This window comes from Candidatus Zixiibacteriota bacterium (assembly GCA_036397555.1).
Taxonomy (GTDB): domain Bacteria; phylum Zixibacteria; class MSB-5A5; order WJJR01; family WJJR01; genus DATKYL01.
Window position 1 is genome coordinate 600,596 of sequence record DASWIS010000008.1, and the last position, 17,558, is coordinate 618,153.

9 protein-coding genes are annotated in these 17,558 nt (G+C 58.9%); 7 read left to right on the forward strand and 2 right to left on the reverse strand.

Annotation, left to right across the window (positions count from 1 at the left end; translation table 11 throughout):
* Window positions 1-104: 104 nt before the first annotated feature.
* From VGB22_04200 to VGB22_04215, 4 genes are read left to right on the forward strand one after another with little or no spacing between them, the layout of a single operon-like run.
* Complete coding sequence (locus tag VGB22_04200; GenBank protein HEX9750480.1) at window positions 105-3,473, forward strand: carboxypeptidase-like regulatory domain-containing protein; 3,369 nt, start codon at window positions 105-107, stop codon at window positions 3,471-3,473.
* A 42-nt stretch (window positions 3,474-3,515) separates the two neighbouring features.
* On the forward strand, window positions 3,516-6,212 hold the full coding sequence (locus tag VGB22_04205) for a hypothetical protein (protein ID HEX9750481.1): 2,697 nt from the start codon (window positions 3,516-3,518) through the stop codon (window positions 6,210-6,212).
* 44 nt (window positions 6,213-6,256) lie between these two features.
* A complete protein-coding gene (locus tag VGB22_04210; GenBank protein HEX9750482.1) occupies window positions 6,257-7,198 on the forward strand; it encodes a PorV/PorQ family protein in 942 nt (313 codons plus the stop codon).
* Between the two features lie 25 nt (window positions 7,199-7,223).
* A complete protein-coding gene (locus tag VGB22_04215) occupies window positions 7,224-9,257 on the forward strand; it encodes a hypothetical protein (protein ID HEX9750483.1) in 2,034 nt (677 codons plus the stop codon).
* A 59-nt stretch (window positions 9,258-9,316) separates the two neighbouring features.
* Here the strand turns inward: VGB22_04215 and VGB22_04220 are convergent, their stop codons facing one another.
* A complete protein-coding gene (locus VGB22_04220; GenBank protein ID HEX9750484.1) occupies window positions 9,317-11,596 on the reverse strand; it encodes a tetratricopeptide repeat protein in 2,280 nt (759 codons plus the stop codon).
* A 305-nt stretch (window positions 11,597-11,901) separates the two neighbouring features.
* Here VGB22_04220 and VGB22_04225 point away from each other — a divergent pair, with 305 nt between their 5' ends.
* The 3 genes from VGB22_04225 (at window position 11,902) to VGB22_04235 (ending at window position 16,700) form a co-directional block, all read left to right on the forward strand.
* Entirely contained in the window at window positions 11,902-14,850 is a 2,949-nt protein-coding gene (locus tag VGB22_04225; protein ID HEX9750485.1) for a S8 family serine peptidase, read from the forward strand.
* Between the two features lie 50 nt (window positions 14,851-14,900).
* Window positions 14,901-15,806, forward strand: a complete 906-nt coding sequence (locus tag VGB22_04230; protein ID HEX9750486.1) for an alpha/beta hydrolase — start codon at window positions 14,901-14,903, stop codon at window positions 15,804-15,806.
* Between the two features lie 333 nt (window positions 15,807-16,139).
* Complete coding sequence (locus VGB22_04235; protein ID HEX9750487.1) at window positions 16,140-16,700, forward strand: Panacea domain-containing protein; 561 nt, start codon at window positions 16,140-16,142, stop codon at window positions 16,698-16,700.
* A gap of 302 nt (window positions 16,701-17,002) precedes the next feature.
* Here VGB22_04235 and VGB22_04240 read toward each other — a convergent pair whose 3' ends face one another.
* Window positions 17,003-17,527, reverse strand: coding sequence for a hypothetical protein (locus tag VGB22_04240; protein ID HEX9750488.1), 525 nt, complete (start codon window positions 17,525-17,527; stop codon window positions 17,003-17,005).
* Between the last annotated feature and the right edge of the window lie 31 nt (window positions 17,528-17,558).

Consider the following 17,558-nt stretch of genomic DNA (forward strand, 5'->3'; position numbering starts at 1 on the left):
TTAGGTAGGTCATCTTCTGAACGTGTTTCTGCTTGTCGGCCCGCCCCTCACTCCGGTTCGCAGGCCCTCACGCGTAATGACCCGTCACGGGGAGGATTGTAGACATGATGCGACCTTCTGAGATCGGAAACCGGATTCGGAGATGGACCCCGTTGGTCCTCGCCGGGATCTGGATCGCATCGGCTTCACAGGGATTTGCGGCCAACGGCAAGATCGCCGGACAGGTTTTGGACAATAAGTCCAAGGAGCCGCTCATTCAGGCGACCGTCCAGGTCGTCGGGACCACATTGGGTGCGGTCACCGACATCGATGGTCGATTCCAGATTCTGGCCGTGCCCGTCGGTGAACATTCCGTCAGGGCGAGCATCATGGGATATCAGCCGGTCGTGGTTACCGGCATCCTGGTCAAGCCGGATCAGACCGAAAACGTTTCCTTCGATCTTGACGAAAGCGCGGTCGAATTGGAGGCGGTGATCGTCAGGGCGGAAATCGACCTGATCCAGATGGATCAAGCCACGACAAAACGAGATGTCAGCGCCGAAAAGATCAAGACCCTTCCCGTCACCAACGTCGGCGACATTATCGCGATGACCCCGGGCGTGACCGTTCGTAACGATCGCTTTCACATCCGAGGCGGGAGATCGTCCGAAGTCCTGTACAATGTCGACGGCGTCTCGATGTCCGATCCGCTCGGCGGACGCGGCCCGACCCAGGCGTTGAATCTGTCCGGCACCGAGATCGAAAACGTTTCCATCATCAAGGGCGCGTGGTCGCCGGAGTACGGCGGTACCAGCGGCATCATCAGCGTCTCAACGAAGGATGGCGGCTCCGATACCAAGGGACATGTTCAATACTTCACGGACGATTTCGGGACCAAGAACCTCAACACCTACTCGCGGAATTTTCAGCGTTTCGAATTCAATCTGGGCGGCCCGGAACCGCTGTTTACCAAGCTCGTGCTCCCGGCGCTGGGACTGGGCGGCCCGTCCGATAAACTGACCTACTTCACGTCGCTGAACTTCGAACGCTCCGATACCTACACGCCCATCAACAGATTCACGACCGACGCCACGCGGGCGGATTTTCGCGAATTCAAGTTTCTCGCGTGGGTCCTGCGCGATCGACAGACAAACTTCGGCGACGCCTTGTTCAAAATGTCGTACCGCTTGAGCCCCGACATCCGTCTCACCGGCCAGTACAAGCAGACATACGAACGCAACATGCTGTGGCGCTGGAGCTATCGATACGTGCCCAACAACATCCCCTGGGAAGAGGACAAAAGCGAATTCTACAGTCTGCGCTGGACCCACAACCTCAGCAAGACCACCTACTACGAAGTCCAGCTCTCCCGGCAACAACGCACCTTCTGGCAAAAGCCGGGGAACCCCAATGTCGCCGGCGGCACGCTGAACCCGGATGATTTCCTCTTCGACCATCAGTCCGACACATACGAAGACCGCAATGGCAATGGCGCCTGGGATCCGCCCGAGACCTGGACCGACGTCTATCCCGACGGCGAGTATACCTTTGGCGATGTCTGGATCGACCGCGACGGCGACGGAAACTATGTCCCTGGAATTGACACGCTGATCTTCGATTTCAACGGAAACGGCGTGGTCGATTTTAATGTCGGGGAATCTTTTGTCGATCGCAACGGCAACGGTCGATATGACGAGGGCGATGCGCTGACGCGAGACGGCAACGGCAACGGCATCTACGATCCCGGCAACGAAGAAGACTTATTCGACATCGAGGGCAGTCCGAATGACATTCCCGAGCCGTACCTCGACGGTGATGTCTCCCTCGGAGAGCCGTTCACTGATGTCAACCGGAACGGCGTCTACGACGACTCACTGTCGGGATTGCCGTTCGGCGAGCCGTTTGTCGATTTGTCCCACGACAGCAAATACCAAGGTCCCAACGACGACTGGGTCGTGGGCGTGCCGTTCCGCGATCTCAATGGCAATGGTGACTTTGATCGGGGATCGTCGACGCCATCCGGCGCGTGGTCGTCCGATGACGCCAGCTACGACTTCGGAGAACCGTTCAACGACTTAAACGGCGACGGCATCCGCAACGCGGCCGACGGGTTCTATGATCGTGGTTGGGATGGATCCGTTGTCTGGCACTATCGCCGTCCGCGCGACACCCGCATGAAGGTTGATCTGGTCAGCCAGATGCGCCGGGAACATGAGGTCAAAATCGGCGGCGAATACGCGGCGTACGATCTGACATTCGAGGAATTGCAGCAGCCATACGTGGATTTGACGGGGAAAGACCTTGAAAACAGTCTCGGACAGCCATACCCCGGGCGAGGCACCATCCGCGACTTCTACAATCAGACGCCGAAGACTGGGGCGCTCTACATCGTCGACAAGATGGAATACGGACAGATGATCGCCCATGTCGGCTTTCGCTACGAGTACTTCATCCAGGCCAATGACGCCTCAGCCGCTGAAGAGGCGGCGATTGGCGAAGATATCCCTTACGCGGACTACCGCGACCGGTTCGCGCCGCGCATTGCGTTCGCCTATCCGATCTCCGACAAGGCCAAGGTCTTCTTCAATTACGGGCACTTCTACCAACTGCCGCCGCTATTCCAAATGTATGCGCGTTCGACGTTTACCAACAGCGCTTCGGGGGTCATCGGCAACTTGAACCTCGAGTTCGTCAAGACAATCAAGTACGAGTTTGGCGTCCAATACATGCTCTCGCCGGAGTACTTGCTGTCCGTTCAGGGGTTCTACTCCGACGATTTCGGCCGCGTGGCCGCCTCGGAGATTCGCGGATACGGCGGACTGGATGCCCGCAATTTCTATGAAAACTCGGAGTACTCCCGCGCGCGCGGGATCGAATTCGAACTGGAAAAGAAATACGGCAACTACGTTTCCGGATCATTCACCTATGATCTCTCCTGGGCATTCGGCAAGTCGTCGGCCGAAGCGCTGGATTACTTCGCGAACTTCTATGCGGGCAGCAACGACCGCTTCGTGATTCAGGAGTTCCCGCTGGACTGGGATGAACGTCACTCCCTGACGCTCATACTCGACATCCGCGTGCCGGCGAATGACCATCCCAAACTCTTTGGCCGTACCATCCCCAGCGATTGGGGCCTGAACATATTCTGGCAATACGGATCTGGCTTCCCCTACACACCGAGCACGTCTCATCCGGGGGTCGAGATTGTCGGACAGCTTGAGCCCGACAAGAATTCACGACGCTATCCCGCGCACAATAACATCGACGTTCGCTTCAACAAGAATTTTGCCATCGGGCCCATGCACTACGCGTTTGAGGTCTGGGTCTACAACGTGCTCGACGAACGGAACATCCGGGAAGTCTACACCGGCACCGGCCGACCCGAAAGCGGGGTCAACCAGAGCCGTGTCATCTATCCGTCCGATGGTCAGACCGACCCGCGACTTTGGGAGGCCGGGCGCCAGATTCGTATCGGATTGGGAATGGATTTCTAAGCGCATCGGGGTGGCCGTATTTCTCAGGATGTGATGATGCCCATGGACTATGAGAGACAGGCCCAAAGCGTGGCCGATCGCGAAACCACGACCATCCGCATGATCCGTCCGATTAGACGGTGTCTCCGGGCGTCGGCCAGTGCCCTCATCATTGTTGCGCTCAGTGCTGTCTCAACGTGGTCGCGCGACAACCTCCCGTCCACGCCGCCCCTGAAGGGACCGCAGAGCTGGGTCAACGCCGCGGCGCCGATCTTCGACCGGCGCGCTCACTACGTCGGTGAAGTCTGGATCTCGGTTTCGAATGACGGCTCCTTCGGCACCAGCCACCAGATGGATGCCTGCCCTCAGGATGAGATCGACCTGCGCATCAATTGGTGCCCCTCGTTCGAGCTGCCCGGAGGATCGCGAATCGATTATCTGTACAATGGGGGCCTTTGGGTCGGCGGAATCATCGGAACCGACACGGTCATCACCTTGGGCTATGAGGGATGGGATGAATCGGGCGACGAGTTCAACGGCTACACGACGATATCGACTGAACTGCCGGCCGGCTACCGTCACCTGGGGTGTTCTCCGAACGCGGACGGCTCCTTCGCGCCCCCGCGTCGGCTGGAACAAATCTACTATTGTCAGTACGAGGATACGACCCTCACCAATACAAACCAGACCTCGCACATCCCGATGGGCCTCGAAGTGACCCAGGTTACGCATCAGTCGTCCACGAACTTCGCGCGCAACTTCGTCATCTGGGACCTCGAAATCAGGAACATCGGCGATAACCTGATCCGCGGCGTCTATCTCGGCGTCTTCGTGGACACGGATATCTACTGGCAATTGTCAGCCGGCGGAGAAAACAATGCCAACGACGACATCTCCGGGTTTCTGCACACCTGGCCCAATCCCGTCAATCCCGAATTCCGGGACACCTTGAACATTGCCTGGGCGGCGGACAACGACGGTAAGCCGGAAGGTGACGGCCCGGAAGACCCCTTCCGCCGCCAGGCGGAACGGGGAATCATCGGCTGGAGAGTCCTGCGCGCCCCCGCCGGCGCCAACATCAGCTACAACTGGTGGACGTCCAGCGGCCAGGGATTGCTCGACTGGGGCCCGCGTCGACTCACTGACCTTCGTGTCTTGGGCCACGGGGGTCGCGGGACTCCGTCGGGTGATCGCAACAAGTACCACTACATGTCCAATCGTGAAATCGATTACGATCAGTTGTATGCGGGGATTGATCTGTCGGCATTCGGCTGGGCACGTCCGTTGGCCGCCGCCACCTCGTGCAATCTCGCCGACGGACTAGACACACGCAGCGTTCTGGCCGTTGGCCCGGTCCCGCAACTGGCGCCGGGTGAGTCGATTCCGTTCACCTTTGCCATGGTCGGCGGATCCGAGTTCCACACTGTTCAGGACAATCCGATTAACTGCAACGACCCGACCGGATTCTACAACAATGTCGATTTTTCCGATTTGGCCGGGAACGCCTGGTGGGCCGGTTTCGTGTTCGACAACTTCGGCGTCGACACAGACAACAACGACTACGCGGGCGACTACTACCCGGTGCAGGGCTCGGCAGAGGACACGATTTTTTATCGGGGCGATGGCTGTCCCGATTTTGCGGGGCCGGCGCCCCCACGCGGGCCGGATAACTCGAATCTGACTCTGATCTCCCGCCCGCACGAATTGGAGCTGAATTGGACCGGGGCCAACTCCGAGTTGCAGGTCGATCCGTTGCTGCGCGTCAGCGACTTTGAGGGGTATCGGCTCTATATTGCCGAGCGCAATACCTCCAGCGACATCCCTTCCTCCGGCGATTACTCGCTGCTCGCCAGTTGGGACATCGTCGACTACCGGCGCTACACGTTCCGGGAACTGACCCAGCGCTGGGAACTGACATCCAATCCGTTGACCGTTGACCAATGGCGTGAAGTATTCGACGATCCCGATTTCGATCCCGAGCTCTATCTCTCCTCAGAATTCGATGCGGAATTCCCTCGGGACAGTGCGTATCAGTACCTTGGCGCCGAAGGCGAAGAGCAGCGCGCCTACTTCGTGCCGCAGGACTACAATCAGAGCAACACGATCATCGATCAGGAGCAGCCGCGCGACAACCTGATTCAACGCATCGACATTCGCGACACGATCATCGGACTGGATACGCTCCAGTACGGTGTCTATCGCGTCGTCCTCGAAAACCGATTACCGTCGAAATACTACTTCGTGTCCGTTACGGCGTTCGACTTCGGCGACCCGGATAACGACCTGGACCCGCTGGAAACGGTTCCCGGCGGACAGAATAACCGGGTCGGCGGAATTCCCATCTACTCATCCGATGTCGTCGAAAACTATTGGGGCACCGGAGGGGCACAGCGGGATTCGGTGCGCGTCTCGGTCTATCCCAATCCGTACAAGTCGGTCATCGCGCTGGCGGACGGCAACTCTTCAACCTACTTTGATGAGGGGTTGGAGGGGACCTTCGGACAGGAGACGTTCGGCGACCGCGATCGGCGCATCCACTTCATCAACCTGCCCGACAGCGCCACCGTGAGCATTTACACGCTCGACGGCGACTTGGTACGGGAGTTGCATCATCCCGACCCCACCCTCTCGAGTTATCCGTCGAAGATTTCCTGGGACCTCGTTTCGCGCAATACGCAGGCGGTCGAGTCCGGTATCTATATCTACCGCGTCGATTCTAAACTGGGCGCGCAAATCGGAAAGTTGGTCATCATCAAGTAAGCCGCCCCCGACGCGACTCGGGCGGCAGCGCTGAGGTATCGGATATGAAGAGACTGCTCTCACTCGTCACGCAAACAGGATTCTGGGCCATCCTGCTGATGATCGGCGCTGGGTCGGCGCGCGCCCAGGACAAAGTCGGATCGACCGGAGCGCAATTCCTCGAAATCGGCGTCTCACCCCGTGCCGATGCGATGGGCAATGCGTTTACGGCCATCGCCGACGACGTCTCGGCCGTGTACTACAACCCCTCGGGGCTCGTGCAATTCGATCATCCTCAGGTGATGTACTCCTACATCGATTATCCGGTCGGCATCATGTACCACTTCATCGGTGCGGCATTACCCGCCCTGGGCGGTATGATCGGGTTCGCATACTATGGATTGGATGCCGGCGACATCTCGTACACGACGCACTACAGCCAGACGCCCACGCCGGGATGGACATTCGGTGCGCGGGACTACGCGTTGTCATTCTCCTACGCGCGATTCCTCACCGACCGGTTCTCTCTGGGTGCCACGATTAAGGTTATTGACGAGCTCTACGAGGAAGAGCGGGCCAGTGGCTGGGCAGCCGACGTCGGCACCCAATACAACACCGGGTTCCGCAACTTCAAGATCGTGATGATGCTTTCGAATTTCGGGCCCGACATGAGCTTCATTGAAGACGAGTTCGCGCTGCCGATCAACTTTAAGTTCGGGGGGGCCATCGATGTCATGGATTCGCCCGAACACCACGCCATTCTCGCGGTGGAGGGAGCACATCCGTCCGATAACCGCGAACGGTACAACGCCGGGGTGGAATACACCTACCAGGAGTTTGCGTCGTTCCGCTTCGGCCAGCGATTTGAACATGACTTGGGAGGGCTTTCGGTTGGCGGCGGTCTCAAACTGAATTCCGTCGGCGTGCCGTTGCAGCTTGACTATGGCTATCGTGACTTTGAAGTGCTCGGTGACATTCACCGCTTTTCGTTCACACTCGATTTGTAGGATGGGACGGAGGATGCAGGATCCTATGGGCAGCGAATTGATGGCGCGCACACTTGGTCGCAGGCGCGCAGCCGCCGCGGTCACCGTGTTGCTGGCGATGGTGTGGCTGGGCGCCGGATGCGCGCCGGAGACCAAGGGCGGTCCGGGTGACAACCTGCCCCCCGAGGTCTTCCTGGTCAACATTCCGGTCGATGGCACCGAGTTCGCCACCAGTCCGACGATCCGCTGGTACGGCACCGACCGCGACGGGCGGATCATCCGGTTCGATCATACGGTGGTGTTGACCTCCGAAATCGACAGCATCGCCGCGGCCAACGGCATTGCCGCGCCGCAGCGGCTGGAGTGGTTTATCGAAAACATTCTGACGGATGAGTACGACTACTGGATCTCAATTTTTGTTGACGAAGTCATAGGCAATCCCAACCAGGACCGTATCCGGCTCTTTGCCTCTCCGCTGATCGCCGACTGTGATTCGACGGAATCCGGTGGGGTCGTGCGCCCCGACAACTGCATATCACAGGTGGCCGACCAGTATTTCTTCATCCGCGCGATCGACGATCAGGGGGACCAATCGACCATCAAGTATCGCAACTTCCTGCGCCGCAATCACTGGCCGGAAACTTCAATTTCCCCGACGTTCGACGCTTATGATGAGTACATTTCGCTGCCGCAATTGAGCGAGACGTACCGCGGGATCCGCCTGACCTGGGGCGGCGAGGATCGGCTCGATTTCGTGCCTCCCGCGCTGCCGGACTTAGAATACCACTGGCGCGTCTATGGCCCCTTTGATGCGCGTGCGACACTGGCCGATACGCTGGACCTGGATCCGGTGCTGCAATCCCAGAATGCCGACCCGCTGGTGGGTGTTTGGATTCGCGATACGACGGCCGATATATGGGATCTCTGGAATCGCGCCGATGTCACAAATCCTTCCGACACGACACGCGAAGGTTTCTTCCTGTTCGCCGTGACCGCCCGCGATGACGCGTCGATACAGGACACGACGCCGGCCTTTGTAAGTTTTAAGGCGGTCTATCCGCAATTCGAGCGCGAAGTTCTGCTCGTCGATGACAATGACTACAACTGCAGCACTCAGCCCAGCGGACTGGCCTCGCGGGCACGGCCGGACAAGCCGCAGGAACTCCTGGTTCGATTGCTGGATGCTGCGTATCCCGAGTGGCAACACGGACGCGACGTGTGGTGGCGGCATCGGGGTCCGGCGCCGGGTCTGCAGTGCCCCGGGTTCGTCCTCCCCTTTGATTCCAGTTGCGGCAACCTGATCAGCATGACGCAGATGGCCAAGCACAAGCTGACCATCTGGATCGATGATGACATCTGCAATCAGATCAACAGACCGGACGCCCCGCCCAAGAGTATGGGAGTCATGCGCCGGTATCTGGATGCCGGCGGCAAGTTATGGATCATCTCGCGCCATGGATTGCTGTCGAATTTCAACACGGCTCAGGCATCGCCGCCACGGCTCCTCAGCTTCATTGACACACCGAGCGAGATTAATCCCCTGGCCGTCGATTACTTCGATATCGAAGCGATGTTTTACCCGGCGTGGCGTCGGGCGGTGATTCCTGCTGAAGTTTTTGGCTTCCCGACACCGGCCCCATCCTCCAATGACGAGTTCATTGGCGCCGTGAGCACGCCCGATGCCGTCGGTCTTCCGTCGATCTTGGAAATCGATCCGATTCGTGTGCGGGACAGCATGTACATCAACCAGGCCCTGTGGAATCTTCTCATTCCCAACGGCGTCGACCATATGACCGGCGTACCCGACGTCAACATTGTCGTGCGAGGCAATACATCGACCCCGCTCTACACATTCAAGAGCTGGCGCCCGAATGGTCCGATCCCGCCGTATGGCGCACCGTCGTTTGTTCACAACAAGCTCGTGATGCTGCGCCGCGTCGGACCCAACACCGATGTCCCGTTGTACAAGACCGCATACACCACATTCCCATTGTGGTACTTGAAGGAAGACCACGCGCGTGAGTTGGTGACATCGATGGTGGACTGGTTCATGCTTCCCTATGAGTTGACTCCTCCATAACCGAACGGACATTTGTCATTCAGCCTCCGGATGCCCGATCCGGGGGCTTTTTTTGCGACTTACGGGAGTTGTCGAAGCAGTGCCCGGGCCGGGGCAAATGTGGAGTCGATGGCCAACGTCCGTCGCAGGGTCTCTATCGAGCCGCTCGAGTCCCCCCTGCTTCCTTGCACCAACGCCAGAGTATAGAGGTAAGTCGTGTTCTCCGGCTCCAACTTCACTGCCGTGGCGGCAGCGCTGAGCGCTTCCTCAGCGCGCCCGAGCGTGAGGTGGGCCGTGGCCAGATTCGACCATGCCGCACTGAGAGCACTGTCGCCGGTAACGGCGGTCGCCAGGTGCTGCGCCGCATCTTCCCACTGATTCCGATAGCCGGCGATGACGCCCAGATTGTAGTGCGCCAGGGCCACGTCTTTGCTCGGGTCGTCGGCAATCAGACGCGTCGCTGCCAATTCCTGATCGATTCCCGGCGAACCACGTTGAGACCCAGTGAGGTATGTGCGAAACCGGCTTGCGGCATCATCGAGTTCTCCGAGGTCAAGCAGCAGCACACCCTCCAGCAGCGTCTGCTCCGGGTCTGACCCACCGGACGCCCCAGCCATACGCAAGACACTCAGCGCCTGCCGGGAACGACCACTGCGGCGCAGCAGTCGCGCGGACATCGGCAGGGCCTCACGCTGAGACGGGTTCTCCGCGAGAACACCCGAGAGCAACGAGGATGCCGCATCGAATTCTCCCCGATCGATCCAGGTCTGTGCGAGATTGACCCTGTTGCCGAGATTGCCGGGATGCAATTGCATCTCGCGTTCAAAACTTGATGCCGCCGAATCGTGGAGACCCAGGCGGTAAAACACGACACCGCGTCCCTGCCACGCCCCGCGATAAGCGTGGTCATGCACGAGCGCCGAGTCGTACGCGGCCAACGCGGCCGCGTGGGCGGACGATCGGGCCAGTGTATTCCCGAGCGTAAAATATGATCGGGCCTGCGAATGCCGGCTCAGGCCGAACCAGTCGATGTGGACGAGGACACACAGCAGCGTGACCGCAACGGCGTCTCTGCTGAAGCTACGCCAATGGCGCGTCGACGCTGTCTTCCAAAGCGACACGACACCCGCGGCACAACCGATGGCGAGCACCCCGACGATCGGCAGACGAAACCGCGCGACAACGAAGAAGGCGCTGACAGCCATTGCATAGGAGACCGCCCACACAGCGATCCAAAATCGTCCTTCGCCCCCCGAACTATTCCGTCTGATCCAGCCATACAGTCCGACGGCAACCAGTAAACCGTACGACAGCGGAATCCAGCGAAGAACCTGTCCCCACCGCGCAGTCGACCAGTCGATATCGCGTGTATTCTCGAATTCGGTGTTTTGCCAAAATATCGCGAACTTGCGAACGTACAGCAGGAATGCGTCCAGCGGCGATTCCGTCCAATATTCCAGGGCACGGGAGGTCCAGTAGCCAGATACCCCCGATGCCGTCAGCGCGCGACCGCGGGCTTGCTCAGCCGCACGTTGCACATCTTCTGTCGCCCACTGATTTCCCCATGGTGCGATCGACACGGAGACGCCGTCGGCATCAGCGTTGTTGCCGGCGTAGAAATTGACCCCGCCCTGCGTCGCAATCAGCACGAAATCGTCGCCGACAATCAGATTGCGCAATGTCACGGGTGCGATCAGCAGCACGATTCCCACCAGATAAACCAGCGCGTTGCGGATGCGATGTCCCGATGGTCGTTCACGTCTCCTGTCCCAAACCATCCACGCCAGCAGAATCGGAACGGTTGCGAGAATTGTCGGCCGCGTGATGGCGAACAGCCCGACGGTAAGACCGCCCACAAACAGCAGCCACCGTCTGTGATCATGCAGTCCGCAGACGATCGTCAGCAGGATGACCGATGACAACGCAACCAGAATGGAGTCCGACAGAATCTCGCCCTCGAAGAAGACGGTCGTGGGATACAGAGCCATGATCCACGCCGTCATCGCCGCGACGCGGCCGTCCCACAAGCGAGCCGCGAGCCGCGCGGTTATCCAGACGCCCGCGAGTCCGATCACGTGTTGGAGTACGCGCACAAGGATGAGCTCGTGCCCGAACAGGCGGTAGAGCAGACCGAGAAAGTAGGCATAAAACGGCGCGCGAAAATAGGGACCCGATCCGTACACGTCCCCCGCCGCAATGGCCCGGCCCCACTGATCGAAGTGCGCCGCGTCGCTGATTAACCCGTCAAAGAATGGGCTGGCCGAGGATTGCCATAGGTAGATGGCACGAATGATGCCGCCGGCTAACAGCGCACCGATTATCCAGAACGAGTAGGATTGCTTTTCGGGACTCCCCGTCATGCGGTTGCAGTATATCGTTCCTGATTCCCCCCGACAGCACAATCCCACCGGTGTGTGCAACGCGCTGCGTCAGTGGATGGCCCACTCTTGCGCACCGGCACAATCTGCAATTTGTGTCCGCTAAAGCGAATCGGTCTTCACAATCCTCTCCATGCCGCGGCCCATCCGATGGGCCCATTCCAGGAATGCGACAGTAACGCATTACGCGGCAACATGATAGAAACATTTCAAAAACCCGGATCAAAATCGCGTTTGGAGCTTAAATTATGAACAACGGCACTGGCCTTGCTCAAAGTTAGTCCATCATGAAGCGCGCTGTTTTCTGCTCTGTTCTTGGTCTGATCATCGTCGTCCTGGTGTCTCCCGAGACGCGTGCCGCGCTGACTCCAAGGCAGCAATTGGTACTCTCTCCGGCCCTTCAGCAACTCATCGCCTCCGCTACGCCCGCTGACCGATTCGAAGTGCTCGTCGAATTGCGACAGGAACGTCCCGTCGATATATCCCGCGTTGCGGCCGCGTCTCTCAATCGCACCGATCGGTATCGGTCCGTCATGTCGCGGCTACAAAACGCCGCAGGGAATCATGATCGTACGCTCGACCGCGTGGCCGGGCAGTTGAACTCAGGCGCGGCCGAGATACTGCATCGATTCTGGATTGACAACCTCGCGCTCCTGCGCGTCGATCTTCATGCGTTGTTGGAACTGTCCGGAAACGACGACATCGTTCGCATCATCGAGAACGGATCGATCGAGTTGATGGCGCCGGTTTCCATCGCCTCCGCCGAAGAGAGCCAAAGCGGTGCTCAATACAACCTCGCATTGGTTCGGGCACGGGCTCTCTGGTCCCGCGGTCTGACCGGCGCGGGACGTGTGATCGCCTCCATCGACACAGGGGTCGAGGGCAATCATCCGGCGTTGCGCCATCGCTGGCGCGGGCAGGATCACGGCAGCGCCGTCGGCTGGTTCGATCCGCTCAAAGGAGACACACCCCTCGACAACAACGGCCACGGCACCCATGTCATGGGAATCATGGTCGGACGCGACGGCGCCGACACGATCGGTGTCGCGCCCGACGCGGAATGGATTACCGCAGGTGTTGTGGATCGCGGACGGCCGTTGGCGACGACCTTCGCGGACATTCTCTCGGCATTGGAGTGGGTTGTCGATCCCGATGGCAATCCGGCGACCGTCGACGATGTCCCCGACGTCGTCTGCAATTCCTGGGGCGTCACCCAGCAGGTCATCAATCCCTGCGATCAACTGTTTTTCGATGCGATCGATCATGTCGAAGCGCTCGGCATTGTGTGCGTGTTTGCGGCCGGTAATGAAGGGCCGTTCTCGATGTCGCTGCGCAATCCTGCCGACCGCGGCACCTCACCGACCTCCAGTTTCTCCGTCGGCGCCTGCTCGGAAGCCGACGGTGTCTTCGATATACCGTCGTTTTCCAGTCGCGGTCCCTCGGCGTGCGACGCTGTCTCCATCAAGCCGGAGATCGTAGCGCCGGGAGTCAACATTCGCTCCTCGTACAAGGACAATTCGTATCGAACCATTACCGGGACGTCGATGGCGGCGCCGCATGTCGCCGCCGCTGTTGCGTTGCTGCGCCAGTACAATCCCGATTTGACCCCCGAGGAAATCAAGCTCGCCCTGCTGAGCACGGCACAGGATATCGGAGCGGCCGGCGAGGACAACTCGTCGGGACGCGGACTCATCGATCTGGAGGCGGCATTGGCAGCCGTCCGCCCCCCCGCCTCGCCATCGATCGTGATCGCCGGCATCATCGCCGACGCCTCCGCCGATGCGATCTTCGCTCCCGGTGAGACCGGGGATCTCGTGTTTTCGATCAAGGCGACCGGCGCTGGGGCATTTGCTGTCACCGCAACACTGACGAGTCTGTCGTCCTGCGCCACGGTGTCGGGCGATGCGATTCAGTTGGGGCAGCTTCAGCAGGGCGTTGTATTCGACAACAGCTCGTCGCCGTTTGTCGTCTCCTTGGACAACGAAGCGCGCATCGGCGACTCGGTGCTCTTTGAACTGCGGCTCAACGGCGATCCGGGCAACTGGCAGCAACTCGACACGATTGGGTTCATCTGCGGCTTGCCGGAGGGCGCTATCCTCGTCGATGCCGAACAAAGCGATGCGAAGCTCACCATCTCCAATTTCGGCCAGATCGGACTGGGCCCGGGATCGATCCTCGATGCTGGAGGCGTCGGCTGGAGAAGCCCGGGTGAGATCGGGAATATCCTTTACGAGGGCTCTCTCTATTTCGGCACTCCGAACGGCGCACCGGTCGGCTGCACTCGTGGGACCGATGCGGTGCCCGAATTCGGGTTCGCGCCGGTTTCACCGCCAGGGGGATCGGCATCAGGCAGCAACGATGCGCTGACATTCACCGATGAGCGGGCGCAAACTCCGGTCGGCGTCAGCGTCTCGCAGCGTCTATTGTCCAGCGTCACCGAATCATCCTACTCATTTAGCATCTTGTCGTGGGCCGTTTCTACGCGCGACGGTCTGCCGATCGACAATCTGGGGATGGCATGGGTATTCGACGTCGATCTGCCTGGCGCCGGGCACGGCCATGAACTGGTTTCATTCGATGCCGCCGCTGACCTTCTCAGTTTTGCCTCGGACCCGGACGGTTCAGTCATCGGCATCGCCGCGTTGGGTTTCACCCCGGCTGCGGTGCGGTATTTTGAGAACGGCAACGGTTACAAACGCGGCCTGACACAAACAGACAAAAACAGCGCCTTCGAGTCAGGTCTCGATCCTTCGCCGCAAAGCGCCGCCGACTACATGGCCATCGTATCGACTCCGTCAGTCGATCTCAACGGCAACAGTACGGTCACCGTCGCCCTGGCACTGATCACCGCCAATGATCACAACGCATTGCGGGATGCCTCCGTGCATGCCTACCGCGAGTGGGCATTGATCCTCGGCATCACCGGCGGCGGCGGCACGCTTCACCCCGACGACTTTCGCCTGTCACAGAACTACCCAAACCCGTTCAATGCCGCCACCAACATTCCATTCACACTCTCCGGCGATGGCATTCGCCGCGTTCGCCTGGACGTCTACAATGTGCTCGGGCAGCATGTGCGCACCCTCGTCGACGGTGTCCTGCCGACCGGCCCGCAGAACGTCACTTGGGACGGCAGCGGCGATTCCGGCCAGCTACTGTCCTCCGGTGTCTATCTCACACGGCTGATCGTCGACGGCGCCGCCGCGCAGACCCGCCAGATGGTCCTCCTGAAGTAGCCCTCGCCATTCTCCCGATTGTGAGCGACCGATTCGCGTGTCGATGACGCGTGCTTGGTGTTACAATGGGGTATGCCGGGCGCCATGCACCGCTCGACAATCCTTCCATGCGGGCAATCGTGATGCGCATCGTAATCTGGCTCGGTATCCTAGCGGTTGCCGCTCTTGCGCTGAAGTTGTTCATGCGCTGGATCGAGCCGCGCATCGCGTTTCACCCCATCCCCGGTCCGACTCCGCCGCCGCCGGGTTTTGAAAGATTCGAAGTGACGGCAGCCGACGGGGTCCGCATCGTCGGCTGGAAGACGCCGTTGCCGGCTGATGAGCCGGTCCTGCTCTATTGCTGCGGTAATGCCGGAAACCTGACCGACCGAACCGACTTGTTATTCAACGCCGCAGCCCATGGCCTGCGCATTCTGGCGTTCAACTATCGCGGCACCGGGGAGTCGGGGGGAAGGGCAACCGAAGAGGGGGTGTATCTCGACGCCGCGGCGGTCTACGACCATGCCGTTTCGACGCGGGGCAGTTCCGATGGCATTATCCCGTGGGGGCACTCGATCGGCGGCGTCGTGGCGGTCGAATTGGCTCACCAGCGCCCATGCGCGGCCCTGATTCTCGAATCGACCTTCCGTTCCGGGCGGCTGATGGCGCGGCGGATCTTCCCATTCCTGCCCACGTCATGGCTCATGTCATACGTCCTGGACAACGAAACCAAGCTCCCCCAGCTCACGGTACCGGTCTTGCTGATCCACGGCACCGCCGACCGCACCATTCCTGTCGAGGATTCACAGGTCCTCCACGGCTTGGGGGGCGGTCCGCGTGAGTTATGGTTGATCGACGGCGCCGACCACAACGACACCCACGAAGTCGCCGGAGCGGCCTTCTATGAGCGGATTGCGGCGTTTGTCAAACAGCCGACAGGCCAAACGGTCGATGAGCCCCGCCAAGTCCCGCACTGACCCACCCGCTGTCAGATCAGGACACCATCGGGGCGCATGGCACAGTGCTAATTTGAAATCTCTCCCGCAAGATTCTGTGTGGCAATCGCTTGGGGATAATCTCAATGCAGCCTCGACGGAATACGCAGCTTTATCACCTTACGGCAGGACGGGTGATAAAACCGGCGCGTGGGCTTCCAAACAGAGAAACGTGATACAAGGTAATCGCCATTACTGAACAAACGTTCACGGGCGTGGCAGATCGTTCGTAGTATAATAGGCGTTGCAGAAACTTCGAATATCGTGATTTTATACAATTGTGCATACGGCTTGGACGGAATTGAAGGAGAGGACGTGACGAACCTGGAACCACAGAGATTTGAGTTTTCGGAGGCCAAGTTTAAGGAATTGGTAATATACATCGCCAACAGGTGTCAGTATAGCCCTAAATCGGGCGACACCAAGCTCAACAAAATCCTCTTTTACTCCGACTTCATTTTCTACGCAAAGTATGGCCGACCGATTACAGGTGAAGAGTATACAAAGCATCAGTATGGTCCAGTTTCTCGGCGACTGTTGCCCGTCAGAAACGCGATGGATGGCACAGATGTCCACATTCTTAAGAGACAGACCATGCGCGGGCAACAAACGCGAACCATTCCTCGCCGCGAAGCGGATGTGTCGATCTTCGATTCAATTGAAATCGAAATAATTGACCACGTGATCGATGCGCTCATGGCGCATGATTCGGAGTCAGTTTCGGAGCTATCTCATACGTTCCGGGGATGGCAAATGACTCCAACGGGCGAGACGATTCCGTACGAGAGCGTGTTTCTTCCGGATAATCAGAAACACAATGTCTCTAAGCGGGAATTGGAGGTCCTTCAAAGACTTGCGACTGCCGACTCCAAATGAACCACGACCTCCAATTCAGTCTCCAACCCCGCCGCGTAATCGAGTCCAGCGAGTGCGTCCAACAGCTCAAAGAGCTTTGCGAAAAATTCCCACGTTTCCTCGAAGTTTGGATATCAATCCGCAGAGAATTAACGGATCTCGCCCATCACGACGCCATTAAGCATCCAAACTTGGATGGATATCACTTTAAGCGAACCGCCGCGTGTTATGAGACCCCAAGCTTTACGTACTACTACAAGTACGACGAAAGCACAGCCACAATTATGCACATTGAAGCAACCGACGATTCCATGTAAGGGTGGTCATTCATCAGTAGCATCGTGACTTGATTCCCCGTTTGTTGATGATGCCGCTTCGGAGTCATTGTCGCCATTCCCGGGGCTATCCTGCTTGCCGCTCTTTGACCGTCTCAGCCTCGCAATCTCAGGGTACCACTCCACAAGCCCGAAACTGTCTGACCCTTTGACCTGAATGAAGGTCGCAGTGTTCTTACCCAAAGATATCCTGAGGCCGCGTTCGGCGAACTTTTCATCGCCGAAATCATATCCACCGCGTTTCATCGTATCCATGACTTCCGATACCTGCATGGCGTGCCCCCTCATCTCTAAAACTTCTCGCACAACACTTGCCAGAGGTTTACCAAAGAACTGATCGGGTCTCATTGCCTGACTCTCCGTGCGCTCCGGCTCTACGCTCCTATAACGCGGAGGTTCATCCATTGCCTGACACAGGGCGTTGATCGCACGCTTGGTATTGGCGACCTCGTTCTCCTGTGCATTTAGACGGGCCGTTAGCTCCTCAATCGACTTTCTCAAATGCTCTGACATCTAAGGCTCCTTTCTCTTCGCCGAAATCGAT